The following is a 24081-nucleotide window of genomic DNA, read 5'->3' as shown; positions in this document are numbered from 1 at the left end:
AAAGCTGACGTCCGAGTAAGTTTCGGTGCCGTAATCTCCACCGAATCTGCCCGTTCCGGTCACGCCGCGCTGTCACGTACGGCGGTGCAGTCGGTCGCCGGCGGCCAGGATCGCCGCCGCCAGGGCGTCCGCCGCACCCTGGGCGGAGGTGCGGCGGCGGCCGTGGACCAGGACGAAGTCCACCCGCCCCAGCTCCGGCAGGCCCGACCGCTCGGTCACGCGGACCAGGCCGGGCGGGATCAGGCCCCGCGAGTGCGCCATCACGCCCAGTCCGGCGCGGGCCGCCGCGATCAGCCCGTTGAGGCTGCCGCTCGTGCACACGATCCGCCAGGCCCGCCCCTGGCGCTCCAGCGCCTCCAGGGCGAGGGCGCGGGTGATGCCGGGCGGCGGGAAGACGATGAGCGGGACCGGGCGGTCGGGGTCCAGGCGCAGCCGTTCCGCGCCGATCCAGACCAGCTCGTCGTGCCAGACCAGTTCGTCGTGCCGGGCAGGTTCGTCGTGCCGGGCCGGCGCGCCCCTGGTGTCTTCGGGGCGCCGCTTGGCCAGTACCAGGTCCAGTTTTCCGGCGGTCAGCTGCTCGTGGAGCGTGCCGGACAGCTCCACCGTGAGTTCCAGGTCGACCTCGGGGTGGTCGTAGCGGAAGCCCTCCAGGATCTCCGGCAGCCGCGTCAGCACGAAGTCCTCGGACGCGCCGAAGCGGAGCCGGCCGCGCAGCCGGGTGCCGGTGAAGAACGCCGTCGCCTGCTCGTGCACCTCCAGGATCCGGCGCGCGAAGCCGAGCATGGCCTCGCCGTCCTCGGTCAGCTCGACGGAGTGCGTGTCCCGGGTGAACAGCGTGCGCCCGGCCGCGTCCTCCAGCCGCCGCACGTGCTGGCTCACGGTGGACTGGCGCACCCCGAGCCTGCGGGCCGCCTGGGTGAAACTCAGCGTCTGGGCGACCGCCAGGAAGGTGCGCAGGTGGGAGGGGTCGTACATGCCGGTCACCGTACCCCTGTCGAGGCGTGGTCATCACGGAACACGATGACAGTCAGAGCGGTATGCCGGATTCCCGATCACGGGGCCGGAGAGGACCATGGAGAGGGGCCCGCCGGCCCCGCGCCCCGCGCACCGCGAGCGCGCGCGAACAGAAGCAAGAAGACGCGCGAACAGAAGCGACCGGCAACGCGCGATCAAAAGCAACCGAACGAACGAGCAAGTGGAGCACCGTGAAACGCCTGCGTCGGCCGAGCCGCCTGCCGATCGACCCCTACATCCTGCTGCTGCTCGGGACCGTCGGCCTCGCCGCGCTCCTCCCGGCGCGCGGGACGGCCGCCGACGTGGCCTCCGGCGCCTCCACGGCCGCGATCGCCTTCCTCTTCTTCCTGTACGGCGCCCGGCTGTCCACCCGGGAGGCGATGGACGGGCTGAAGCACTGGCGGCTGCATGTCACCGTCCTGGCCTGCACGTTCGTCGTCTTCCCGCTGCTGGGACTGGCCGCCCGCGGTCTCGTCCCGGTGTTCCTCACCGAGCCGCTGTACCAGGGCCTGCTGTTCCTCACCCTCGTCCCGTCGACCATCCAGTCGTCGATCGCCTTCACCTCGATGGCCCGCGGCAACGTCCCCGCCGCGATCTGCGCCGGCTCCTTCTCCTCGCTCGTCGGGATCGTCATCACCCCGGTGCTGGCCGCCGCGCTGCTCGGCAGCGCCGGCGGCGGCTTCTCCGCGGACTCGCTCGTGGAGATCGTGCTGCAACTGCTCGTGCCGTTCGTCGCCGGTCAGCTGCTGCGCCGCTGGATCGGCGGCTTCGTCACCCGGCACAAGAAGGTGCTCGGCTATGTCGACCGGGGGTCCATCCTCCTCGTCGTCTACACCGCTTTCAGCGAGGGCATGGTCCAGGGCGTGTGGAGCCAGGTGAGCCCGGCCCGGCTCGCGGGGCTGCTGGTCGTCGAGGCCGTGCTGCTCGCCGTGATGCTGGCGCTGACCTGGTACGGCGCGCGGGCGCTGCGGTTCGGCCGCGAGGACCGGATCGCGATCCAGTTCGCCGGCTCGAAGAAGTCCCTCGCCTCCGGACTGCCCATGGCCAGCGTGCTGTTCGGGGCGCACGCCTCGCTGGCGGTGCTGCCGCTGATGCTCTTCCACCAGATGCAGCTGATGGTCTGCGCGGTGATCGCCAAGCGCCGCTCGCACGATCCGCTGCCGGAACCGGCGGACGCCCCCGAGCCGACAGACGCCTCGGAGGCCACCGACGACCCGGGTTCCGCCGGCGCGCCGAACCCCGCCGATGTGTCGCGCTGAGGACGACGGGGGAGGCCGAGGAGTCGTCGTTAGGCTGCGGGCATGTCCGACGCACCGCCTTCCTCCGTCCGTTCCCTGCCCGGCTGGCTGCTGGGCCGGGCCGCCGTCCGGGGGCGGGCCCTGGTCGGGGAGGCGCTGGCCGGGGAGGGCATCCGGATGTGGCATCACGTGGTGCTGTCCGCGGTCCGTGACCTGGAGCCCGTCGCCCAGGCCGACCTCGGCCGCGGCGTCGGTCTCGACCCCAAGGACCTGGTCGGCGTCCTCAACGACCTCCAGACGGCGGGGCTCGCCGTGCGCGAGCCGGACCCGGCGGACCGCCGCAAGAACGCGGTGTCGCTCACCACGGACGGCGAACGGCTGCTGCGGCGCTGCGACAAGCTCGTCCGCGAGGCCGACGACGCCATGCTCGCCCCGCTCTCGACGGCTGAACGCGACCAGTTCATGTGCCTGTTGAACCGGATTTCCGGTACGGACGGCTGACGACGGATAACGTTCCGTCATGACCGCACCCCTCGCGCTGGACCCCGCCCGCACCGCCCTCGTCCTCGTCGACCTGATGGACCGGACCGTCGCGCTGCCCCTGGAGCCCCGCAAGGGCGCCGAAGTCCTGGCCGCCGCCGAGGAGTTGGCGGGCAGGTTCCGCGCGGCCGGCGCCCCCGTCGCCCTCGTCCGCGTCGAGCGTCCCGGCGTCGCCGAGCAGCCGCCCGGCAGCGGACTGGTCCAAGGGCTGCTGCGCGACGGCGACATGGAGATCGTCAAGGGGACCCTCGGCGGCTTCCACGCCACCGATCTGGACGACCGGCTGCGGCGGCACGGCGTCACCACGCTGGTGTTCGGCGGCATCGCCACCAACCTCGGCGTGGAGTCCACCGCCCGCGCCGCGGGCGACCTCGGCTACGGACTCGTCTTCGTCGAGGACGCCATGGCCGCCCTCACCGAGGCCGAGCACGAGGCGTCGGTGCGGCTCGACTTCCCCCGCCTGGGGTCGGTGGTGTCGACGAGGCAGGTGATGTTCGGGGCGAGGTGAACCCCGGGCGGCCGGCCTCCGAGACGGGGCCCCTGTGGCGCAGGGGGCGCTCCCCGCCGGTCGGGGCCCCGCCGCCGTGCCGCGGGCGGCCTCGGTCCCCGGCGGCCTCAGCCCCGGGCGGCCGCGGTCCGCAGGGCGATGCGGTCCTCGCCCGCGTACACGTTCATGGAGCTGCCGCGCAGGAAGCCCACCAGCGTCAGCCCGGTCTCCGCCGCCAGGTCCACCGCCAGCGAGGAGGGCGCCGAGACCGCCGCGAGCATCGGGATGCCCGCCATCACGGCCTTCTGCGCCAGCTCGAAGGAGGCCCGGCCCGACACCAGCAGGATCGTCCGGGACAGCGGCAGCTCCCCGTTCGTCAGGGCGCGGCCCACCAGCTTGTCGACCGCGTTGTGCCGCCCGACGTCCTCCCGGACGTCCAGCAGCTCGCCGTCCTCGGAGAACAGCGCCGCCGCGTGCAGCCCGCCCGTCCGGTCGAAGACCCGCTGGGCCGCGCGCAGCCGGTCGGGCAGCGCCGAGAGCAGCTCCGGTTCGACGCGCACCGGGGGCGTGTCGGCGATGGGCCAGCGGGCCGTCGTCCGGACCGCGTCCAGGCTGGCCTTGCCGCACAGGCCGCAGGAGGACGTGGTGTAGACGTTCCGCTCCAGTGTGATGTCGGGGACGACCACGTGCGGCGCGGTCTTCACGTCCACCACGTTGTACGTGTTCGAGCCTCCCCCACCCGTAGCCCCGGCGCAGTAGACGATGTTCAGCACGTCGGACGCCGTGGCGAGGACGCCCTCGCTGACCAGGAAGCCCGCCGCCAGCGCGAAGTCGTCACCCGGCGTGCGCATGGTGATGGCGATCGGCCGGCCGTCGAGCCGGATCTCCAGCGGCTCCTCCGCGACGAGCGTGTCCGGCCGGGTGGAGACCGCCCCGTCGCGGATGCGGAGCACCTTGCGTCGTTCGGTGACTCGTCCCATGTCGTGATCAGCCCCGGTTCTGTACGTACTGGTAGCCGATGCGGCCCTCACGAACTCATTGTCCTGCACATGGAGCGTGAGGCGTCGACACCCGTGAACGGAGTCGACTGGATATTGTCTACAGTATGGGGGTTGGGGCGGCAAGGTGCGTGCGCCGGGCGACCGCTCGTCGCAGCTCGCGTACCGCTCATCGCATACGGTCGACGCGCCGCCTTCTCAACCGGCTTGATCCTTCCTACCGTTCCGGACTCATGAGCCCCCCTGTCGCACCTCCCGGCTGGAGCCGCTGGCTCGTCCCCCCGGCCGCCCTCTCCGTCCATCTCTCCATCGGGCAGGCCTACGCCTGGTCCGTGTTCAAACCGCCGCTCGAATCCGCGCTCGGTCTCAGCGGCACGCAGAGCGCGCTGCCCTTCCAGTTCGCCATCGTCATGCTGGGACTGTCCGCCGCGTTCGGCGGCACCCTCGTCGAGCGCAACGGACCGCGCTGGGCGATGACGGTCGCCCTGGTCTGCTTCTCGTCCGGCTTCCTGATCTCCGCGCTCGGGGCCGCCGTCGAGCAGTACTGGCTGATCGTGTTCGGCTACGGCTTCGTCGGCGGGATCGGCCTCGGCATCGGCTACATCTCGCCCGTCTCCACCCTGATCAAGTGGTTCCCGGACCGGCCCGGCATGGCCACCGGCATCGCCATCATGGGCTTCGGCGGCGGCGCGCTCATCGCCTCGCCCTGGTCCGCGCAGATGCTGAAATCGTTCGGCGCCGACCACTCCGGGATCGCGCTGGCCTTCCTCGTCCACGGGCTGTCGTACGCCGTCTTCATGACGCTGGGCGTGCTGCTGGTACGGGTGCCGCGCCCGGCCGAACCGGCGACCGACGGCACCACGGGGGCGGCTGCTCCCATTGGTGCCACGGATCCCACCGGTGACGCAGGCGGCGTGACGGGCGTGCAGGTCTCGGCCCGCGGCGCGGTGCGCACCCCACAGTTCTGGTGCCTGTGGGTCGTGCTCTGCATGAACGTCACCGCCGGCATCGGCATCCTGGAGAAGGCCGCGCCGATGATCACGGACTTCTTCGCCGACACCTCCACCCCGGTCTCCGCGACGGCCGCCGCCGGCTTCGTCGCCCTGCTGTCCGCCGCCAACATGGCCGGCCGCATCGGCTGGTCCTCCACCTCCGACCTGATCGGCCGCAAGAACGTCTACCGCGTCTACCTGGGCGTCGGCGCGCTGATGTACGCGCTGATCGCCGTCGCCGGGGATTCCTCCAAGCCGCTGTTCATCCTCTCCGCGCTGGTGATCCTCTCCTTCTACGGCGGCGGCTTCGCGACCGTCCCCGCCTATCTGAAGGACCTGTTCGGGACCTACCAGGTCGGCGCGATCCACGGCCGGCTGCTCACCGCCTGGTCCACGGCCGGCGTGCTCGGCCCGCTGATCGTCAACTGGATCGCCGACCGGCAGGAGGAGGCGGGACGGCACGGCGCGTCCCTCTACACCCTCTCCCTGTTCATCATGATCGGGCTGCTCGCCGTCGGCTTCGTCGCCAACGAACTCGTCCGGCCCGTCCACCCCCGCCACCACCACGTCCCCGCCCCGAGGGAGACCCCCGATGTCGCACGAGACCCGGCCCGCCGGCCCCAGCAGTCCGAGTCCGCCTGACCGGCGGCCCCTCATCGCCTTCGCCTGGCTGTGGGTGGCGGCGCCGCTCGCCTACGGTGTGTACGAACTCGTACAGAAGGCGGCGCAGTTGTTCACCGGGTAAGCGTTCTCTGCCCTGACGCGCGGCTCGCGCCCCACCAAGCGCCGGCCAGGGCCCTGACCTGGGGACGGACCGCCCGGGTTTCCGAGGGTTAGAGGGAAGCCGACAAGCCCGGCACCTGTTTCCTGTCGCTTGTCGCGTCCTCGTACCCGCGAGTCACTCTTCAGACTGGTGGATCCCGCTACCCAAGGCAACGAGGGGGACCTGCCCATGAACGGCTCGCGCATCGCCGCCGTCGGCCATTACCAGCCCGCCAAGGTACTCACCAACGAGGACCTGGCGGGCTTGGTCGACACCAGTGACGAGTGGATCAGGAGCCGGGTGGGCATCCGCACCCGCCACATTGCCGGACCCGACGAGCCCGTGGACGAGCTGGCCGCGCACGCCGCCGCCAAGGCCCTCGCGACGGCCGGGCTGACCCCCGCCGACATCGACCTCGTGCTGGTCGCCACGTCCACCGCCGTCGACCGCTCGCCCAACATGGCCGCGCGCGTCGCCGCCCGCCTCGGCATCCCCGGGCCGGCCGCGATGGACGTCAACGTCGTGTGCGCCGGCTTCACCCACGCGCTGGCCACCGCCGACCACACCGTCCGGGCCGGCGCCGCACGCCGGGCCCTGGTCGTCGGGGCCGACAAGATGTCCGAGGTGACCGACTGGAGCGACCGCACCACCTGCGTCCTGGTCGGCGACGGCGCGGGGGCCGCCGTCGTCGAGGCGTCCGACGAGCCGGGCATCGCGCCCGTGCTGTGGGGCTCGGTGCCCGAGATGGGGCACGCGGTGCGCATCGAGGGGCAGCCGGCCCGGTTCGCGCAGGAGGGGCAGAGCGTCTACCGCTGGGCGACGACCCGGCTGCCGCCGCTCGCCCGGCAGGCGTGCGAGCGGGCGGGGCTCACCCCGGAGGACCTCGCCGCCGTCGTCCTGCACCAGGCGAACCTGCGGATCATCGAGCCTCTCGCGCAGAAGATCGGCGCCGTCAACGCGGTCGTCGCCCGCGATGTGACGGAGTCCGGGAACACGTCCGCCGCCAGCATCCCGCTCGCCTTCTCCAAGCTCGTCGAACAGGGCGTGATCTCCACCGGCGATCCGGTCCTGCTGTTCGGCTTCGGCGGGAACCTGTCGTACGCGGGGCAGGTCGTGCGCTGCCCCTAGGGGGTTGTCGAGCGGGGCCCTGGGCGGACCTTGAGCGGGTGCCCGAGCGGTCCTCGGGCGGGGCCTGGACGAAAGCCGGTCGTAGACTGTAGACGAAAGACAATCGCTACCGGCTTTCCGGCCACGGGCGCCCGGCGCCCGGCGCCGCCCAGGAGGGGGACCGACCGATGTTGTCGCCAGGACTGCCGCAGGGCGCGGTGCCCAGACTCGAACGACCCGGCCCGCTGCGCGAGCGCGTCTACGACGCCCTGCTCGAACTCATCACCACCCGCGCCCTCCAGCCCGGCCAGCACCTCGTCGAGAGCGAACTCGCCGGACACCTCGGCGTCTCCCGCCAGCCGGTGCGCGAGGCGTTGCAGCGGCTGAACACCGAGGGCTGGGTCGACCTGCGGCCCGCCCAGGGCGCGTTCGTGCACGAGCCGACCGAGGAGGAGGCCGACCAACTCCTCACCGTGCGCACCCTGCTGGAGGCGGAGGCCGCCCGGCTCGCCGCCTCCCACGCGGACCAGGCCGGCCTCGACGCGCTGAACGAGCTGGTGGAACTGGGCATGGCGGCGGTCGACGCCGACGACGTGGACGCCGCGGTCGCCCTCAACGCCCGCTTCCACGCGAAGATCATGGAGATCGCCGGCAACGTGGTCCTCGCCGAACTCGCGGGGCAGGTCGACCGCCGGGTGCGCTGGTACTACACGCCGGTCGCACGGCAGCGCGGACACCAGTCCTGGATCGAGCACCGGGACCTCATCGCCGCCATCGCCGACCGCGACGAGCAGCGCGCCACACGGCTCATGCGCGAGCACACCGAGCACACGCGCCGCTCGTACCACGCCCGGCAGGACGCGTAGCCGCTTCCTCTTCCCCGTGGTCGCTTGCCCCGTGCGCGTTCGCACACCCGGCTTTGTCCTGTGAGTGGGAAAAGTTGACGGCAATCCGTGCACGACTTCTTCCCAGCCCCGGCGGTCGCTGCTACGTTCCCCTCGAAAGCCCGACAACAGGCGGCCGTTCGAGGCGGGGAGGGGCTCGTGAGACGGATGACGGCACGACCCGCGAACGCCCATCAGGCCCGGCTGCTCAAGCTGTTGCGTGACGGCGGCCCCAACTCCCGTGCCCAGCTGGGCGACCAGGTCGATCTCTCGCGCTCCAAGCTGGCCGTGGAGGTGGACCGGCTGCTGGAGACGGGGCTGGTCGTGGCCGACGGGCTCGCCGCCTCGCGCGGCGGACGCCGCTCCCACAACGTCCGGCTCCACCCCGGGCTCCGCTTCCTCGGCGTCGACATCGGCGCCACCTCGGTCGACGTCGCCGTCACCAACGCCGAGCTGGAGACCCTCGGACACCTCAACCAGCCCCTCGACGTACGTGAGGGACCGGTCGCCGTGTTCGAGCAAGTCCTGGCGATGGCAGCGAAGTTGAAGGCGACGGGGCTCGCCGAGGGCTTCGACGGCGCGGGCATCGGCGTCCCCGGTCCGGTCCGCTTCCCCGAGGGAGTGCCGGTCGCGCCGCCGATCATGCCGGGCTGGGACGGCTTCCCCGTGCGGGAGGCGCTCAGCCAGGAACTCGGCTGCCCCGTCATGGTCGACAACGACGTGAACCTCATGGCGATGGGGGAGCAGCACGCGGGCGTCGCCCGCACCGTCGCCGACTTCCTCTGCGTCAAGATCGGCACCGGCATCGGCTGCGGCATCGTCGTCGGCGGCCAGGTCTACCGCGGCACGACCGGCAGCGCGGGCGACATCGGGCACATCCAGGCCGTGCCCGACGGCCGTCCCTGCGCCTGCGGCAACCGGGGTTGTCTGGAAGCCCACTTCAGCGGCGCGGCCCTGGCCCGTGACGCCGTGGACGCGGCCCAGCAGGGTCTGTCCGCGGAACTCTCGACCCGGCTGGAGACGAACGGCGTCCTCACCGCCGCCGACGTCGCCGCGGCGGCCGCCGCCGGGGACGCCACCTCCCTCGACCTGATCCGGGAGGGCGGCGACCGCGTCGGCCAGGTCATCGCCGGACTCGTCTCGTTCTTCAACCCCGGCCTGGTGGTGATCGGCGGCGGGGTGACCGGCCTCGGCCACACCCTGCTCGCCGCGATCCGCACCCAGGTCTACCGCCAGTCGCTGCCCCTGGCGACCGGCAACCTCCCCATCGTCCTGGGGGAGTTGGGCCCCACCGCCGGTGTGATCGGCGCGGCCCGCCTGATCAGCGACCACCTGTTCTCACCCGCGTAGACCCTCACCAGCGTAGACATATCACCCGCGTCGACACCTCACCCGCGTAGACGCCTCACCCTGCTCTGCCCTGCCTCGTTCAGCGCCGCCCCCGCCCTGCTCTGCCCTGCCCCGGAACGCCCGGCACCCCGCGTTCCGCCCTGACTCCGGCCCGCACGCCCGCCGAGGGGAACCCACATGGCACCAGAACCACCGCTGCTCAGCATGTCCGGCATCACCAAGTCGTTCCCCGGAGTCCGGGCCCTGGACGGCGTCGACCTCGACGTCCGGGCCGGTGAAGTGCACTGTCTGCTGGGCCAGAACGGGGCCGGCAAGTCCACCCTCATCAAGGTCCTGGCCGGTGCCCACCAGCCCGACGGCGGCGCCGTCCGCTGGCGCGGCGAGCCCGTCACCCTGCGCTCCCCGAGCGCCGCCATGCGCCTCGGCATCGCCACCATCTACCAGGAACTCGACCTGGTGGAGCATCTGTCGGTGGCGGAGAACGTCCACCTCGGCCATGAACCGACGGCCGCCGGATTCGTCGTCCGGGGGAAGGCGGCCCGCGCCGCGACCGCCGCCCTGCTGCGGCGACTCGGGCATCCGGAGATAGAACCGGCCCGGCTGGTGGGCGAGTTGTCGGCGGCGCAGCAGCAGATCGTCTCCATGGCGCGGGCGCTCTCGCACGACGTTCGGCTCATCGTGATGGACGAGCCGTCCGCCGCCCTCGACCCCGACGAGGTCGACAACCTCTTCCGGATCGTCGCCGCGCTCACCGCCGACGGCGTCGCCGTCGTCTACATCTCCCACCGGCTGGAGGAGATCCGCCGCATCGGCGACCGGGTGACCGTGCTGAAGGACGGCCGGGCGGTGGCCGGGGGACTGCCGGCGAAGACGACCCCGACCCGCGAGGTCGTCGCGCTGATGACGGGACGCGACGTCGCGTACGTCTTCCCCGAGCGGGGGCCGGCGGACGCGGTGCCGGACACCGCGCGCACACCCCTGCTGGAGGTGCGCGCGCTGGCCAGGGACGGCGAGTTCGCGCCGCTCGACCTGACGGTCCGCCCCGGGGAGATCGTCGGACTCGCCGGGCTGGTCGGCTCGGGGCGCTCGGAGATCCTGGAGACGATCTACGGCGCCCGCAAGCCGACGTCCGGCCAAGTCCTGGTGAACGGGGCACCGTTGAAGCCGGGGAGCGTGCGGGCCGCCGTGCGTGCCGGGCTCGGGCTCGCCCCGGAGGAACGCAAGGCGCAGGCCCTGCTGATGCTGGAGTCCGTCACCCGGAACGTCTCCGTCTCCTCGCTCGCCCGCTTCTCCCGCGCCGGCTGGATCGACCGCGGCGCCGAACGGGACGCGGCGCGGGCCGTCACCCGTGAGCTGTCGCTGCGGCCCGACAACCCGTCCGCGCCCGTGCGCACCCTGTCCGGCGGCAACCAGCAGAAGGCCGTCCTCGCGCGCTGGCTGCTGCGCGGCTGCCGGGTCCTGCTGCTCGACGAACCCACCCGAGGGGTCGACGTCGGCGCGCGCGCCGAGCTGTACGCGGTCGTCCGCCGGCTCGCCGACGAGGGCATCGCCGTGCTGCTGGTGTCGAGCGAGGTGCCCGAGGTGCTCGGTCTCGCCGACCGCGTCCTGGTGCTGCGCGAGGGGCGCGTCGTCCACACCGCGCCCGCCCGCGAACTCGACGAACACCGCGTACTCGACCTCGTCATGGAAGGAAGCCCGACGTCATGACGCAGCCCGTCTCCCCGCCCAGGGACAGCGCCGGCAAGACGCCCCCGACCGCCCAACCCCCGCCCTGGCGCGACCTCTTCTTCCGCGCCGACGTCCGCACCCTCTCCCTCCTCGGCGTGCTCGCCGCGCTGATCGTCATCGGCGGAGCGACCAGGCCCGACGAGTTCCTCGACACCCGCAACCTCCAACTCGTCCTCACCCAGGCCTCGGTGATCGGTGTCGTCACCGTCGGCATGACCTTCGTCATCACCTCCGGCGGCATCGACCTCTCCGTCGGCGCGATCGTCGCCCTCGCCTCCGTCTGGGCGACGACCCTCGCCACCCAGGAGTTCGGCTTCGGCGGCATCCTCTTCACCTCCGTCCTCGTCGGCCTCGGCTGCGGACTCGTCAACGGCCTCCTCATCGCCTACGGCGGGATGGTCCCGTTCATCGCCACCCTCGCCATGCTCGCCTCGGCCCGCGGACTCGCCCTCCAGATCACCGACGGCAAGACACAGATCGTCACCGTCGACGGCATCCTCGACCTCGGCGAACGCGACGCCTACGTCCTCGGCGTGCCGCCCCTCGTCATGGTCTTCGCAGTCGTGACGGTCATCGGCTGGCTCGTGCTGAACCGCACCACCTTCGGCCGGCGCACCGTCGCCGTCGGCGGCAACGCCGAGGCCGCCCGGCTCGCCGGCATCGACGTGCGCCGCCAGCGGCTCTACCTCTATCTGCTGTCCGGACTGTGCTGCGGCATCGCCGCCTTCCTGCTGATCATCCTGTCCGGCTCCGGCCAGAACACCAACGGCAACCTCTACGAACTCGACGCCATCGCCGCCGCGATCATCGGCGGCACGCTGCTCAGCGGGGGTCGCGGCACCATCACCGGCTCCGTCCTCGGCGTCCTGGTCTTCACCACGATCACCAACATCTTCGCCCTGAACAACCTACAGAGCGACGTCCAGCAGATCGCCAAGGGAGCGATCATCGTCGCCGCCGTGCTGGTCCAGCGCCGTACCGCGAGCACGACCTGAGGAAAGGGTTCACCGCCATGCCAGAGCCGACGTCCTTCACCAGCCGTCTCACCAGTCGCAGAGGACTGCTCCTCGGGACCGCCGCCGTCTCGACCGGCGCACTCCTCGCCGGTTGCACCAGCAATGACCCGAAGGACGAGGAGCCCGCCGCGGACAGCCGGCCGGCCGCCGACGACAAGCCCGGCAAGCGGGTCACCATCGGCTTCGCCGGACCCCAGGCCGACCACGGCTGGCTCAACGCCATCAACGACAACGCCGAGAAGCGCGCGAAAAAGTACTCCGACGTCACCCTGGAGATCACCGAGGGCTCGAACGACACCGCCCAGCAGATCGGCCAGATCGAGACCCTCATCAACAAGAAGGTCGACGTCCTGGTCGTGCTGCCCGCCGACGGCAAGGCCCTCACCCAGGTCGGCCTGAAGGCGATGCGCGCCGGCATCCCCGTCGTCAACCTCGACCGGATCTTCAACACCCCGCAGGCGTACCGCTGTTGGATCGGCGGCGACAACTACGGCATGGGGCTCAACGCCGGCCACTACATCGGCGAGCGGCTCAAGGGGAAGTCCGACGCCCGTGTCATCGAACTGGCGGGCCTGGACAACCTGGAGCTCACCCAGCAGCGCACCCAGGGCTTCGACGACGCGCTGAAGAACTACCCCAACATCAAGAAGGTGGCCCGTCAGGCAGCCGAGTTCACGGTGGAGTCCGGACAGGCCAAGATGGCCCAACTCCTCCAGGCGCAACCGAGGTTCGACGCGCTGTGGAACCACGACGACGACCAGGGCGTGGGCGCGCTGCGCGCCGTCGAGCAGGCCGGACGCGACGACTTCCTCATGGTCGGCGGTGCGGGCGCACTCTCCGCCTTCCAGGCGATCAAGAAGGACGACGGGGTCCTGAAGGCGACCGTCCTCTACCCGCCCACCATGGCCGCCTCGGCGATCGACCTCGCCCGCGCGCTGGGACAGGGCAAGGGTGTGGGCGGCCTCGCCGAGTACGAGATCCCCGCGTCGATCACCCTCTACTCGGCGGTCGTCGACAAGTCCAACGTCGACCAGTACATGCCGACCGGGTTCCGGTGAGGCGGGGCGGCCCCCGGCCCTCGGCCCCCGGCCCCGGCCGCCGCGCGGCAGGCCGCACCCCCCACCGTGCCACGACGACGAGGAGGACCCCTGCATGGAACAGCCGCAGCAGTCAGCGGGAGCCGGAGCGGGAGGGGGAGCCGGAGCGGGAGGGGGAGCAGGCCGGCCGCCGCTCCGCGTCGGCATGGTCGGCTACGCGTTCATGGGCGCCGCCCACTCCCAGGGCTGGCGCACCGCGGGCCGCGTGTTCGACCTGCCCCGCCGCCCGGTCCTCGCCGCGCTGTGCGGCCGTGACGCCGCCGCCGTGCGCGCGGCGGCCGACCGGCACGGCTGGGCGTCGACCGAGACCGACTGGCGGGCGCTGATCGAGCGGGACGACATCGACCTCGTCGACATCTGCACCCCCGGTGACAGCCATGCCGAGATCGCCGTCGCCGCGCTGGCCGCCGGCAAGCACGTGCTGTGCGAGAAGCCCCTCGCCAACACCGTCGAGGAGGCCGAGACGATGGCGGGCGCGGCGGAAGCCGCGTACAGCACAGGGCAGTTGGCGATGGTCGGCTTCAACTACCGCCGGGTGCCCGCCACCGCGCTGGCCCGCCGGATGGTCGCCGAGGGCCGCCTCGGGGCGCTGCGGCACGTCCGGGTGACGTACCTTCAGGACTGGCTCAACGACCCCGAGTTCCCGCTCACCTGGCGGCTGCGCAGGGAGCTCGCCGGCTCCGGCTCGCTCGGCGACCTGGGCGCGCACATCGTCGACCTCTCCCAGCATCTCGTGGGGGAGCGGCTCGCGGGCGTCTCCGCGCTCACCGAGACGTTCGTACGGCAACGGCCGCTGCCCGGCGGTGCGACCAGCGGGCTCACCGCCGAACCGGGCTCAGGCATCGGCGCCACCGTGAAGACGGCCGCCGGTACGGTCACCGTCGACGACGCCGCCCTGTTCACCGGCCGCTTCCCCTCCGGCGCCCTCGCCTCTTTCGAGGCGACCCGCTACGCCACCGGCCGCAAGAACGCCCTGCGCCTCGAACTCAACGGAGAACGCGGCTCGTTGGCCTTCGACCTGGAACGCCTCAACGAACTGTGGTTCCACGACGCCACCGAGCCCGGCGCGCACGCGGGATTCCGCCGCATCCTCGTCACCGAGCCCGACCACCCCTACCTGGAGGCCTGGTGGCCGCCGGGCCACGGCCTCGGATACGAGCACACCTTCGTCCACCAGGCCCGCGACCTCGTCCACGCCATCGCCGAGGGTCGCCGGCCCGAACCCTCCTTCGCGGACGGCCTCCAGGTCCAACGCGTCCTCGCGGCGGTCGAGGAGAGCGCCGAGAAGAACTCCGTCTACACCCCGATAGCCGACTGAGAGGGCCCGGAGCATGCCGCGCAGATTCACGCTCTTCACCGGCCAGTGGGCCGACCTCCCCCTGGAGGAGGTCTGCCGCCTCGCCCGCGACTTCGGTTACGACGGCCTCGAACTCGCCTGCTGGGGAGACCACTTCGAAGTCGACAAGGCCCTGGCCGACCCCGCCTACGTGAAGTCCCGCCACCAACTCCTCGACCGGTACGGCCTGAAGTGCTGGGCGATCTCCAACCACCTGGTGGGACAGGCGGTGTGCGACGCGATCATCGACGAACGCCATCGGGCGATCCTGCCCGCCCGCATCTGGGGCGACGGCGAACCGGAAGGCGTCCGGCGGCGGGCCGCCGCCGAGATCGCCGACACCGCCCGCGCCGCGGCCGCCTTCGGCGTCGACACCGTCGTCGGCTTCACCGGCTCCGCCATCTGGCACCTGGTGGCCATGTTCCCGCCCGCGCCCGAGTCGATGATCGAGCGCGGCTACGAGGACTTCGCCGAGCGCTGGAACCCGATCCTCGACGTCTTCGACGCGGAGGGCGTGCGCTTCGCCCACGAGGTCCACCCCAGCGAGATCGCCTACGACTACTGGACGACCGTGCGCACCCTGGACGCGATCGACCGCAGGCCGGCCTTCGGCCTCAACTTCGACCCCAGCCACTTCGTGTGGCAGGACCTCGACCCGGTCGGATTCCTCTGGGACTTCCGCGACCGCGTCTACCACGTGGACTGCAAGGAGGCCCGCAGACGCCTCGACGGACGCAACGGCCGGCTGGGCTCCCATCTGCCCTGGGGCGACCCGCGCCGCGGCTGGGACTTCGTCTCCGCCGGCCACGGGGACGTCCCCTGGGAGGACGTCTTCCGCATGCTGCGCTCCATCGGCTACGGCGGCCCCGTCTCCGTGGAGTGGGAGGACGCCGGCATGGACCGGCTCCAAGGCGCCCCCGAGGCCCTCACCCGCCTCAAGGCCTACGACTTCGAGCCCCCGACGGCCTCCTTCGACGCAGCCTTCAGCAACTGAGCCTCGGCAAGGAACCGCCCGTCCGGGGCCCCTGAACGGCGGCGGGCGGGGGCGCCGGACCCCCGCCCGCCGTCACCACCCCCTGCCCGCCGAGGGTTCGCGCACGACAAGGAGGCCGCTCATGTCCGCGCCCGCGCCTACGCCCGCGCCCACGCCGCCCCGCTCTGTCCCTCCTCGCGTCGGCGTCTGGCTGATCGGGGCCCGCGGCTCCGTCGCCACCACCGTCGTGGCGGGCTGCGCCGCCCTGACCGCCGGCCTGCGCCCACCGACAGGCCTCGTCACCGAGACCCCCGCCTTCGCCGGCAGCGGCCTGCCCGCCCTGTCGTCCCTCGTCTTCGGCGGACACGACACCCTCGACTGCCCCCTGCCCAAACGAGCCGAACAACTCGCCGCCGGCGGGGTCCTGCCCCCCGGTCTCCCCTCCGCCGTGACGGCGGAACTCACCGCCGCCGACCGCGAGATCAGACCGGGCGGCCCCCTCCCGGGCGACACCCGCGACGAGGAACAGCTGATCGCCGCCTTCACCGCGGACCTGCGCGCGTTCGTACGACGCAACGGCCTGGCCCGCGCGGTCGTCGTGAACGTCGCCTCCACGGAACCCGCGCCCGCCGGCCCCGCCCTCCCCCCTAGCTCGCTGTACGCGGCGGCCGCCCTGCGCGCCGGCTGCCCCTACGCCGACTTCACCCCCTCCACGGGCCTGCGCCACCCCGCCCTCGCCGGACCCGCCGCCGCGAGCGGCCTGCCGTACGCCGGCCGGGACGGCAAGACCGGCCAGACCCTCCTGCGGTCCGTCCTCGGCCCGATGTTCACGCAGCGGGCGCTCGACGTACGGGCCTGGTCCGGGGCCAACCTCCTCGGCGGCGGCGACGGAGCCGCCCTCGCCGACCCCGCGGCGGCCGCGGCCAAGAACGCCGGCAAGGAACGCGTCCTCGCCGACACCCTCGGAACCACCCCCGAGGGCCAGGTCCACATCGACGACGTCCCCGCCCTCGGCGACTGGAAGACCGCCTGGGACCACATCGCCTTCGACGGCTTCCTCGGCACCCGCATGATCCTCCAGACCATCTGGCAGGGCTGCGACTCGGCCCTCGCCGCACCCCTCGTCCTCGACCTGGCCCGGCTGCTCGCCCGCGCCCACGAACACGGCCTGTCCGGCCCCCGCCCCGAACTCGCCTTCTACTTCAAGGACCCCCTCGGCGACGCACCCTCCTCCCTGGCCGACCAGCACACCGAACTGCTGCGGTTCGCCCGCCGCTTGACCGTCGGCACGGGGGAGCAGCGGTGACGGCGTCCACGAACACGGAGTCACCCGCACACCCCTTACGCGCCTGGGCCGAACTCCTCCGTCTCCCCGCCCTCTTCACCGTCCCCGGAGACGCCCTCGCCGGCGCCGCCGCCCTCACCGCCCGCCCGAACCCCCGCACCCTGCTCGCCATCGCCTCCTCCCTCTGCCTGTACGAGGCCGGCATGGCCCTCAACGACTGGGCCGACCGCACCGAGGACGCCGCCGAACGCCCCCACCGCCCCCTCCCCTCCGGCCGCGTCCGCCCCGCCGCCGCCCTCACCGCCGCCTGCGCCCTCACCGCGACCGGTCTCGCCCTCGCCGCCCGAGCCGGCCGCCCCGCCCTGGCGGTGGCCGCGCCCCTCGCGGCGACCGTCTGGTCCTACGACCTCGCCCTGAAGCGCACCCCGGCAGGCCCGCCCGCCATGGCCGCCGCCCGCGGCCTGGACCTCCTCCTCGGCGCGGCCGCCACCGCCGGCCGGATCCGACCCGCCCTCCCCTCGGCGGCGCTGCTGAGCACGCACACCCTCGCGGTCACCGCCGTCTCCCGTCACGAGACCCGCGACGGCACCCCACTGGCCCCGCTGGCCGCCCTCGCCACCACAGGCGCGCTGACATGGCTGCTGAACCACCCGCCGTCACACCGGCCGCGACCACCGGCCCACCAGCGCCGACCCCGACCTCGTCCCCGCCCCCGCACCGCGCTGACCGCGGCACTCACCGCCGCCTACGCCGCCACCACCGCCCGCCCCTACCTCCACGCCGCCCTCAACCCCTCACCCCCTCTCACCCAACGAGCCGTCGGCGCCGGCGTCCGCGCCACCATCCCCCTCCAAGCCGCCCTCGCCGCCCGGGCCGGGGCCACCGCCACCGCCCTCCTCACGGCGGCCCTCGCCCCCGCCGCCCGCACCTTCGCCAGGAAGGTGAGCGTCACATGACCCGGGCCACCCGGCGCACCGCCCCCGCCCCCGACACGGCCCCCCACCTGCTCCGCTTCGGCTACGGCACCAACGGCCTCGCCGACCTCCGCCTCGACGACGCCCTCACCCTCCTCGCCGACCTCGGCTACGACGGCCTCGGCCTGACCCTCGACCACATGCACCTCGACCCGCTCGCCCCGGACCTCGCCGCCCGCACCCGACGCCTCGCCCACCGCCTGGACGCGCTCGGCCTCGACGTCACCGTGGAGACGGGCGCCCGCTATGTCCTCGACCCGCGCCGCAAGCACGGCCCCTCCCTGCTCGACCCGGACCCCGACGACCGGGCCCGCCGTGCCGACCTGCTGCTCCGCGCCGTCCAGGTCGCCGCCGACCTCGGCGCCCACGCCGTGCACTGCTTCAGCGGCACCCTCCCGCCCGGCACCGACCGCGCCATCGCCTGGCAGCGCCTCGCGCAATCCCTCACCCCCGTCCTGGACGCCGCCGCCACCGCCGGCGTCCCCCTCGCCGTCGAACCCGAACCCGGTCACCTCCTCGCCACCCTCGCCGACTTCCACCGCCTCCGGCACCTCCTCGGCGACCCCGCGTCCCTCGGACTCACCCTCGACATAGGCCACTGCCAGTGCCTCGAACCCCTCCCTCCCGCCGACTGCGTGGCCGCCGCCGCTCCCTGGCTGCGCCACGTCCAGATCGAGGACATGCGCCGCGGCGTCCACGAGCACCTCCCGTTCGGAGACGGCGAGATCGACTTCCCGCCCGTCCTGGCCGCCCTCTCCGCCACCGGCTACCGGGGACTGACCGTCGTGGAACTGCCCCGCCACTCCCACGCCGGCCCCCACCACGCCGCCCTCTCCCTCCCGTACCTCCACCGCGCGACGGCGCCCGCCCCACCCGGCGAACCCACCGCCGCCCCCGCAGGGAGCCCCCGATGACCCACCCCGACCGACCCACGGCCCCCGGGGCAGCCCCTCCCACCCCCACCGAGCCGGCCGCTCCCGCCCCCGCCCCGCTCACCCCCACCCCGCTCACCCCCTCCACGCACCTCGCCTCCCTCCGCACCCACCTGGAGTCCCACCTCCCCGCCTCCGCCCGCGACTGGTTCCTGCGCGCCCTCGACGAAGCCGGCGCCCACCCCGGCGTCCACGGGCCCATCTCCGTGTGGGAGCTGCGCCTCGCCGAAGCCGGCCGCCGCTGCGGCGGGGCCTACGCCGACGCCGTCCGCGTCCTCGTCCTGCACGCGGCCGGGGCCGACCCGGCCGCCCTCACCCGGGTCTACTCCCAGGGCACCGCCGACGAACGCCGCGCCGTCCTGCTCGCCCTGCCGCACCTCGTGCCGGGCCCGGACGCCCTGCCGCTCGTCGAGGACGCCCTGCGCACCAACGACACCCGGCTCCTGGCCGCCGCCGTCGGCCCGTACGCCGCCCGGCACCTCGGCGCGCACGCCTGGCGGCACGCCGTGCTGAAGTGCCTGTTCACCGGAGTGCCCGTGGACGAGGTGGCGGGTCTCGCGCAGCGGGCCCGCGCCGATGCCGAACTGGCCCGCATGCTGGGCGACTTCGCCGCCGAACGCACCGCCGCGAACCGCCCCGTCCCCGGCGATCTGCACCGCGTCCTGACCCTGACCCTGACCCCGACCGGGGCGGCAGGCACGGGATCCGCCCCGGCGGACGAGGCAGCCGTCCCGGCAGAGCCGGCAGAGCCGGCAGACCCGGCAGACCCGGCAGACCCGGCAGCCGTCCCGGCCGGCGCCGCACCGCGCGGCCCGCACCCCCACGGCAAGGAGTCCTGATGCGCATCTTCGACCCCCACATCCACATGACCTCCAGGACCACGGACGACTACGAGGCGATGCACGCCGCCGGCGTCCGCGCCGTCGTCGAGCCGTCCTTCTGGCTCGGCCAGCCCCGCACCTCGCCCGCCTCCTTCCTCGACTACTTCGACTCCCTGCTCGGCTGGGAGCCCTTCCGCGCCGCCCAGCACGGCATCGCCCACCACTGCGCGCTCGCCCTCAACCCCAAGGAGGCGAACGACCCGCGCTGCGTCCCCGTCCTGGACGAACTGCCCCGCTACCTCGTCAAGGACCAGGTCGTGGCCGTCGGTGAGATCGGCTACGACTCGATGACGCCCGCCGAGGACGTCGCCCTCGCCCGGCAGCTCCAGCTCGCCGCCGACCACGGCCTGCCCGCGCTCGTGCACACCCCGCACCGCGACAAGCTCGCCGGACTGCGGCGCACCCTCGACGTCGTCCGCGAGTCCGCCCTGCCCGAGGACCGCGTCCTGATCGACCACCTCAACGAGACCACCGTGAAGGAGGCCGCCGACAGCGGCTGCTGGCTGGGCTTCTCCGTCTATCCGGACACCAAGATGGACGAACGCCGCACGGTGGAGCTGCTGCGCGCCCACGGCACCGACCGGCTCCTGGTGAACTCCGCCGCCGACTGGGGCCGCAGCGACCCCCTCAAGACGCGCGGGGTCGGCGACCTGATGCTGGGGGAGGGCTTCACCGAGGACGACGTCGACCGCGTCCTGTGGCGCAACCCCGTCGCCTTCTACGGCCTCAGCGGCCGGCTGAACCTCGAGCCGGCGTCGGCCGACGCCACCGACCCCGGCGCCACCCACCAGGGCAACTCCGTGCTGCGCGGCGGGGAGTGAGCGATGCGCTTCCGTCACCCCGACGGCTCCACCGTCCATCTCGCCTACTGCACCAACGTCCACCCCGCGGAGACCCTCGACGGAGTCCTGGCCCAACTGCGCGACCACTGCGAACCCGTCCGCCGCAGGCTCGGACGCGACCGGCTCGGCATCGGGCTGTGGCTCGCCAGGGACGCCGCCCGCGCCCTCGACACCGATCCGTCCGCCCTGCGCGGCCTGCGCACCGCTCTGGACCGGCGCGGCCTCGAAGTCGTCACCCTCAACGGCTTCCCCTACCAGGGCTTCGGCGCCGAGCAGGTCAAGTACCGCGTCTACAAGCCCGACTGGGCCGACCCCGAACGCCTCGACCACACCACCGCACTGGCCCGCGTCCTCGCCGCACTCCTCCCGGACGACGTCACCGAGGGCAGCGTCTCCACCCTCCCCCTCGGCTGGCGCACCACCTGGAACGCCGCCCGCGCCGAGACCGCCCACTCCGCGCTGCTCACCCTCGCCGAACGCCTCGACGCGCTCGCCGATCTCACCGGACGGTCCGTCCGCGTCGGCCTCGAACCGGAACCCGGCTGCACCGTCGAGACCACCGGCGACGCCCTTCCCCCGCTCACCTCCATCGGCCACCCCCGCATCGGCGTCTGCGTCGACACCTGCCACCTCGCCACCTCCTTCGAAGATCCGCACACCGCCCTGGACGCGCTCGCCGCAGCGCACGTCCCCGTCGTCAAATCCCAGCTGTCGGCGGCCCTGCACGCCGAACACCCCCGTCTCCCCGCCGTCCGCGAGGCCCTCGCCGCCTTCGACGAGCCCCGCTTCCTGCACCAGACCCGCACCCTCACCGCCACCGGCCGACACGGCACCGACGACCTCGGCGAAGCCCTGGCAGGCGACGCCCTGCCCGACTCCGCGCCCTGGCGCGCCCACTTCCACGTCCCGCTCCACGCGGCCCCCGCCGCGCCCCTCACCTCCACGCTCCCCGTCCTCAAAGCCGCGCTGACCCGCCTCGTCGGCGGCCCGCACCCCCTCACCCACCACCTGGAGGTCGAGACCTACACCTGGCAGGCCCTCCCCGCCGACCTGCGGCCCCGCGCCCGCACCCAGCTCGCCGACGGCATCGCCGCAGAACTCGCCCTCGCCCGTGACCTGTTGACGGACCTCGGCCTGAAGGAGCTGCCATGACCACTCCCCTCCTCGTCCTCGACGTCGTAGGCCTCACCCCCCGTCTCCTCGATCACATGCCCCGCCTGCGCGCCCTCGCCCGGGCCGGCTCCCAGGCGTCGCTCGGCACCGTCCTGCCCGCCGTCACCTGTGCCGCCCAGTCCACCTTCCTCACCGGCGTCCATCCCTCGGAGCACGGCATCGTCGGCAACGGCTGGTACTTCCGTGAACTCGGCGACGTACTGCTGTGGCGGCAGCACAACGGACTCGTCGCCGGGGACAAACTCTGGGATGCCGCCCGGCGAGCGCACCCCGGCTACACGGTCGCCAACATCTGCTGGTGGTACGCCATGGGCGCCGACACCGACTTCACCGTCACCCCCCGTCCGGTCTACTACGCCGACGGCCGCAAGGAACCCGACTGCTACACCCGGCCACCGGCCCTGCACGACGAACTCACCGAGAAACTCGGCACGTTCCCCCTCTTTCACTTCTGGGGACCGGGCGCGGACCTGGTGTCCAGCCGCTGGATCATCGGCGCGACCCGCCACATCCTGCACACCCGCCACCCCGACCTCGCCCTCTGCTACCTCCCTCACCTCGACTACGACCTCCAGCGCTTCGGCCCCGACGACCCGCGCTCCCTGAAGGCCGCCGCCGACCTCGACACCGCCCTCGCCCCGCTCCTCGACGACGCGCGCGCCGAGGGCCGGACCGTCGTCGCGCTGTCCGAGTACGGCATCACCCGTGTGAACCGGCCCGTGGACATCAACCGCGCCCTGCGCCGGGCCGGCCTGCTGGAGGTGCACACGCAGGACGGCATGGAGTACCTCGACCCGATGGCCTCCCGCGCCTTCGCGGTCGCCGACCACCAGATCGCCCACGTCTACATCCGCCGGCCCGAGGACCTGCACGCCGCCCGAGCCGCGCTCATCGACCTGCCCGGCGTCGAACTGCTCCTCGACGACGAAGGAAAGAAGGCGCACCACCTCGACCATCCGCGCTCCGGCGAACTCGTCGCCGTGGCGGAGCCGGACGCCTGGTTCACGTACTACTACTGGCTCGACGACGACCGCGCGCCCGACTTCGCCCGACTCGTCGAGATCCACCGCAAACCCGGCTACGACCCGGTCGAGCTGTTCATGGATCCGCTCGACCCCTATGTGAAGGTCAAGGCGGCGACCGCGCTGGCGCGCAAGAAACTCGGCATGCGCTACCGCATGGCGGTCGTGCCCCTCGATCCCTCACCTATTCGCGGCAGCCACGGCCGCCTTCCGGCGAGCGACGACGACGGTCCGCTCCTCATCTGCTCCACCCCCCGTTGTGTCGGCGACCGCCTCGCGGCCACCGACGTGAAACCACTCCTGCTCCACCTGGCAGGTCTGTCCTGATCTGTCAGACCTGTCCCGACTGGTCACAAGTGAAGCACTCACCACTGACAACGCCCGCCGATCCCGAGGAGTTCCAGGCATGAGCCGCATCTCCCAGACCGATCCCGAACTCGCCCGACGCCTCAGCAGACGAGGCATGCTCGGCGTCGCCGCGGGCGCCACCGCCGCCGCCCTGCTGGGCGCCGCCGCCACTCCGACCGCCGCCGCTCCCGCCGCCGCGGGCCGCGGCCGTCCCGTCCTGCCCCCTGGCCGGCTCGGCATCCAGCTCTACAGCCTGCGCGACAAGGTCTCCACCCTCGGATTCGCGCCCGTCTTCGCCGAGTTGGAGAAGTACGGCTACGACGAGGTCGAGTTCGCCGGATACACGCAGGGTTCGGCGGGCCCGATCACCCTCGCCCGGCTCAGGCGGCTGGCCCGCGACCACGGCCTCACCCCGATCGGCAGCCACGTCGGCTACTACTCCAGCGACCCGAACGCCTACACCTTCGCCCAGAACCTCACCAAGGTCCTCGACGACGCCCAGGCCCTGGGCCTCCAGCACATCGGCACCGCCGCGGGACCGTTCCGCTACGGCTCCACCGTCGACGCGTGGAAACGGGCGGCCGACGACTTCAACGCCTACGGCGCGGCGGCGCGGGCCCGCGGCATGAAGTTCTACCAGCACAACCACTCCGAGGAGTTCTCCTTCGCCACCGACGACCCCAAGGTCCGCCTCTACGACGTGCTGCTCGCCGAGACCGACCCCGACCTGGTGTTCCTGGAGATGGACGTCTACTGGGCCTACGTCGGCCAGTTCCGCTTCTCCAAGCGGCCCGACGGCGGCGCCGCGCCGTTCGAGCCGCTCGACTACGTCCTCAGGCGACCGCACCGCTACCCCCTCTTCCATGTGAAGGACGGGGCGAGCGACCCGGCGAACCCGTTCGGCTACCGCATGGTCGACGTCGGCGACGGCGACATCGACTACCAGCGGTTCATCTCCGCCGTCACCCGGCTGCGCGGCCACCGCCTCGCCCACCATTGGCAGGCCGAGCACGACAACCCGGCCGAGTCCTTCACCTTCGCGCGGCGCTCCAGCGAACACCTGCACTCCCTGCGCGAGAAGTGCTGACGCGCACCGGACAG

Annotated in this window: 23 protein-coding genes; 21 read left to right on the top strand and 2 right to left on the bottom strand. The window is 72.9% G+C overall.

The window, feature by feature from the left end:
* Positions 1–72: 72 nt before the first annotated feature.
* Complete coding sequence (locus ACFYX4_RS13790) at positions 73–975, bottom strand: LysR substrate-binding domain-containing protein (protein ID WP_389331007.1); 903 nt, start codon at positions 973–975, stop codon at positions 73–75.
* 230 nt (positions 976–1205) lie between these two features.
* On the opposite strand from ACFYX4_RS13790, the gene ACFYX4_RS13785 reads away from it, so the two are divergent.
* From ACFYX4_RS13785 to ACFYX4_RS13775, 3 genes are read left to right on the top strand one after another with little or no spacing between them, the layout of a single operon-like run.
* Positions 1206–2273 (top strand): bile acid:sodium symporter family protein, encoded by a 1068-nt coding sequence (locus ACFYX4_RS13785; protein WP_389331004.1) that lies wholly within the window; start codon positions 1206–1208, stop codon positions 2271–2273.
* Positions 2274–2315: 42 nt separating this feature from the next.
* A complete protein-coding gene (locus ACFYX4_RS13780) occupies positions 2316–2753 on the top strand; it encodes a MarR family winged helix-turn-helix transcriptional regulator (RefSeq protein WP_389331001.1) in 438 nt (145 codons plus the stop codon).
* Between the two features lie 19 nt (positions 2754–2772).
* Positions 2773–3300 (top strand): isochorismatase family protein, encoded by a 528-nt coding sequence (locus ACFYX4_RS13775; RefSeq protein ID WP_389330998.1) that lies wholly within the window; start codon positions 2773–2775, stop codon positions 3298–3300.
* Between the two features lie 107 nt (positions 3301–3407).
* Here ACFYX4_RS13775 and fdhD read toward each other — a convergent pair whose 3' ends face one another.
* The gene (fdhD, locus tag ACFYX4_RS13770; RefSeq protein WP_389330996.1) at positions 3408–4259 is read right to left on the bottom strand and encodes a formate dehydrogenase accessory sulfurtransferase FdhD; all 852 of its coding nucleotides are present in this window, start codon (positions 4257–4259) and stop codon (positions 3408–3410) included.
* A 251-nt stretch (positions 4260–4510) separates the two neighbouring features.
* On the opposite strand from fdhD, the gene ACFYX4_RS13765 reads away from it, so the two are divergent.
* The 18 genes from ACFYX4_RS13765 to ACFYX4_RS13680 all read left to right on the top strand — a co-directional run bounded on the left by ACFYX4_RS13765 (position 4511) and on the right by ACFYX4_RS13680 (position 24067).
* Positions 4511–5911, top strand: a complete 1401-nt coding sequence (locus ACFYX4_RS13765; RefSeq protein ID WP_389330993.1) for an OFA family MFS transporter — start codon at positions 4511–4513, stop codon at positions 5909–5911.
* Positions 5862–6014: a hypothetical protein gene (locus ACFYX4_RS13760; RefSeq protein WP_389330988.1), complete on the top strand. Its 153-nt coding sequence runs from the start codon at positions 5862–5864 to the stop codon at positions 6012–6014. Before ACFYX4_RS13765 ends, ACFYX4_RS13760 begins: the two co-directional genes overlap by 50 nt.
* 207 nt (positions 6015–6221) lie before the next feature.
* A complete protein-coding gene (locus ACFYX4_RS13755; protein ID WP_389330985.1) occupies positions 6222–7160 on the top strand; it encodes a beta-ketoacyl-ACP synthase III in 939 nt (312 codons plus the stop codon).
* A 167-nt stretch (positions 7161–7327) separates the two neighbouring features.
* Positions 7328–8005 (top strand): GntR family transcriptional regulator, encoded by a 678-nt coding sequence (locus ACFYX4_RS13750; protein ID WP_389330982.1) that lies wholly within the window; start codon positions 7328–7330, stop codon positions 8003–8005.
* A gap of 186 nt (positions 8006–8191) precedes the next feature.
* A complete protein-coding gene (locus tag ACFYX4_RS13745; protein WP_389330979.1) occupies positions 8192–9373 on the top strand; it encodes an ROK family protein in 1182 nt (393 codons plus the stop codon).
* A gap of 177 nt (positions 9374–9550) precedes the next feature.
* Positions 9551–11080, top strand: coding sequence for a sugar ABC transporter ATP-binding protein (locus ACFYX4_RS13740; protein WP_389330976.1), 1530 nt, complete (start codon positions 9551–9553; stop codon positions 11078–11080).
* Complete coding sequence (locus ACFYX4_RS13735) at positions 11077–12096, top strand: ABC transporter permease (RefSeq protein ID WP_389330973.1); 1020 nt, start codon at positions 11077–11079, stop codon at positions 12094–12096. The genes ACFYX4_RS13740 and ACFYX4_RS13735 overlap by 4 nt, the downstream gene beginning before the upstream one ends.
* Positions 12097–12113: 17 nt before the next feature.
* Positions 12114–13175 (top strand): substrate-binding domain-containing protein, encoded by a 1062-nt coding sequence (locus tag ACFYX4_RS13730; RefSeq protein ID WP_389330970.1) that lies wholly within the window; start codon positions 12114–12116, stop codon positions 13173–13175.
* A gap of 94 nt (positions 13176–13269) precedes the next feature.
* Positions 13270–14532: a Gfo/Idh/MocA family protein gene (locus ACFYX4_RS13725; RefSeq protein ID WP_389330968.1), complete on the top strand. Its 1263-nt coding sequence runs from the start codon at positions 13270–13272 to the stop codon at positions 14530–14532.
* 13 nt (positions 14533–14545) lie between these two features.
* A complete protein-coding gene (locus tag ACFYX4_RS13720; protein ID WP_389330966.1) occupies positions 14546–15544 on the top strand; it encodes a sugar phosphate isomerase/epimerase family protein in 999 nt (332 codons plus the stop codon).
* Positions 15545–15665: 121 nt separating this feature from the next.
* Positions 15666–16829, top strand: coding sequence for an inositol-3-phosphate synthase (locus tag ACFYX4_RS13715; RefSeq protein WP_389330963.1), 1164 nt, complete (start codon positions 15666–15668; stop codon positions 16827–16829).
* The gene (locus tag ACFYX4_RS13710) at positions 16826–17764 is read left to right on the top strand and encodes an SCO3242 family prenyltransferase (RefSeq protein WP_389330960.1); all 939 of its coding nucleotides are present in this window, start codon (positions 16826–16828) and stop codon (positions 17762–17764) included. The genes ACFYX4_RS13715 and ACFYX4_RS13710 overlap by 4 nt, the downstream gene beginning before the upstream one ends.
* The gene (locus ACFYX4_RS13705) at positions 17761–18696 is read left to right on the top strand and encodes a sugar phosphate isomerase/epimerase family protein (RefSeq protein WP_389330957.1); all 936 of its coding nucleotides are present in this window, start codon (positions 17761–17763) and stop codon (positions 18694–18696) included. Before ACFYX4_RS13710 ends, ACFYX4_RS13705 begins: the two co-directional genes overlap by 4 nt.
* On the top strand, positions 18693–19553 hold the full coding sequence (locus ACFYX4_RS13700) for an EboA domain-containing protein (protein WP_389330954.1): 861 nt from the start codon (positions 18693–18695) through the stop codon (positions 19551–19553). The genes ACFYX4_RS13705 and ACFYX4_RS13700 overlap by 4 nt, the downstream gene beginning before the upstream one ends.
* On the top strand, positions 19553–20416 hold the full coding sequence (locus tag ACFYX4_RS13695; RefSeq protein ID WP_389330951.1) for a TatD family hydrolase: 864 nt from the start codon (positions 19553–19555) through the stop codon (positions 20414–20416). The genes ACFYX4_RS13700 and ACFYX4_RS13695 overlap by 1 nt, the downstream gene beginning before the upstream one ends.
* Positions 20417–20419: 3 nt before the next feature.
* On the top strand, positions 20420–21589 hold the full coding sequence (gene eboE / locus ACFYX4_RS13690) for a metabolite traffic protein EboE (RefSeq protein WP_389330948.1): 1170 nt from the start codon (positions 20420–20422) through the stop codon (positions 21587–21589).
* On the top strand, positions 21586–22959 hold the full coding sequence (locus ACFYX4_RS13685; RefSeq protein WP_389330945.1) for an alkaline phosphatase family protein: 1374 nt from the start codon (positions 21586–21588) through the stop codon (positions 22957–22959). The genes eboE and ACFYX4_RS13685 overlap by 4 nt, the downstream gene beginning before the upstream one ends.
* A gap of 79 nt (positions 22960–23038) precedes the next feature.
* Positions 23039–24067 (top strand): sugar phosphate isomerase/epimerase family protein, encoded by a 1029-nt coding sequence (locus tag ACFYX4_RS13680; protein ID WP_389330942.1) that lies wholly within the window; start codon positions 23039–23041, stop codon positions 24065–24067.
* Positions 24068–24081: the final 14 nt, after the last annotated feature.

Source organism: Streptomyces sp. NPDC002328 (assembly GCF_042890065.1).
Classification (GTDB): Bacteria; Actinomycetota; Actinomycetes; order Streptomycetales; family Streptomycetaceae; genus Streptomyces.
This window is presented reverse-complemented; position numbering and strand designations above follow the sequence as displayed.

What these genes read in the sequence shown, in the direction of transcription:
- ACFYX4_RS13790 (WP_389331007.1), bottom strand. Translation starts at nt 975, where the DNA reads ATGTACGACCCCTCCCACCTGCGCACCTTCCTGGCGGTCGCCCAGACG.
- ACFYX4_RS13780 (WP_389331001.1), top strand. Translation starts at nt 2,316, where the DNA reads ATGTCCGACGCACCGCCTTCCTCCGTCCGTTCCCTGCCCGGCTGGCTG.
- ACFYX4_RS13720 (WP_389330966.1), top strand. Translation starts at nt 14,546, where the DNA reads ATGCCGCGCAGATTCACGCTCTTCACCGGCCAGTGGGCCGACCTCCCC.
- ACFYX4_RS13735 (WP_389330973.1), top strand. Translation starts at nt 11,077, where the DNA reads ATGACGCAGCCCGTCTCCCCGCCCAGGGACAGCGCCGGCAAGACGCCC.
- fdhD (WP_389330996.1), bottom strand. Translation starts at nt 4,259, where the DNA reads ATGGGACGAGTCACCGAACGACGCAAGGTGCTCCGCATCCGCGACGGG.
- ACFYX4_RS13740 (WP_389330976.1), top strand. Translation starts at nt 9,551, where the DNA reads ATGGCACCAGAACCACCGCTGCTCAGCATGTCCGGCATCACCAAGTCG.
- ACFYX4_RS13755 (WP_389330985.1), top strand. Translation starts at nt 6,222, where the DNA reads ATGAACGGCTCGCGCATCGCCGCCGTCGGCCATTACCAGCCCGCCAAG.
- ACFYX4_RS13745 (WP_389330979.1), top strand. Translation starts at nt 8,192, where the DNA reads ATGACGGCACGACCCGCGAACGCCCATCAGGCCCGGCTGCTCAAGCTG.
- ACFYX4_RS13685 (WP_389330945.1), top strand. Translation starts at nt 21,586, where the DNA reads ATGACCACTCCCCTCCTCGTCCTCGACGTCGTAGGCCTCACCCCCCGT.
- ACFYX4_RS13775 (WP_389330998.1), top strand. Translation starts at nt 2,773, where the DNA reads ATGACCGCACCCCTCGCGCTGGACCCCGCCCGCACCGCCCTCGTCCTC.
- ACFYX4_RS13700 (WP_389330954.1), top strand. Translation starts at nt 18,693, where the DNA reads ATGACCCACCCCGACCGACCCACGGCCCCCGGGGCAGCCCCTCCCACC.
- eboE (WP_389330948.1), top strand. Translation starts at nt 20,420, where the DNA reads ATGCGCTTCCGTCACCCCGACGGCTCCACCGTCCATCTCGCCTACTGC.
- ACFYX4_RS13715 (WP_389330963.1), top strand. Translation starts at nt 15,666, where the DNA reads ATGTCCGCGCCCGCGCCTACGCCCGCGCCCACGCCGCCCCGCTCTGTC.
- ACFYX4_RS13765 (WP_389330993.1), top strand. Translation starts at nt 4,511, where the DNA reads ATGAGCCCCCCTGTCGCACCTCCCGGCTGGAGCCGCTGGCTCGTCCCC.
- ACFYX4_RS13695 (WP_389330951.1), top strand. Translation starts at nt 19,553, where the DNA reads ATGCGCATCTTCGACCCCCACATCCACATGACCTCCAGGACCACGGAC.
- ACFYX4_RS13760 (WP_389330988.1), top strand. Translation starts at nt 5,862, where the DNA reads ATGTCGCACGAGACCCGGCCCGCCGGCCCCAGCAGTCCGAGTCCGCCT.
- ACFYX4_RS13730 (WP_389330970.1), top strand. Translation starts at nt 12,114, where the DNA reads ATGCCAGAGCCGACGTCCTTCACCAGCCGTCTCACCAGTCGCAGAGGA.
- ACFYX4_RS13725 (WP_389330968.1), top strand. Translation starts at nt 13,270, where the DNA reads ATGGAACAGCCGCAGCAGTCAGCGGGAGCCGGAGCGGGAGGGGGAGCC.
- ACFYX4_RS13705 (WP_389330957.1), top strand. Translation starts at nt 17,761, where the DNA reads ATGACCCGGGCCACCCGGCGCACCGCCCCCGCCCCCGACACGGCCCCC.
- ACFYX4_RS13680 (WP_389330942.1), top strand. Translation starts at nt 23,039, where the DNA reads ATGAGCCGCATCTCCCAGACCGATCCCGAACTCGCCCGACGCCTCAGC.
- ACFYX4_RS13750 (WP_389330982.1), top strand. Translation starts at nt 7,328, where the DNA reads ATGTTGTCGCCAGGACTGCCGCAGGGCGCGGTGCCCAGACTCGAACGA.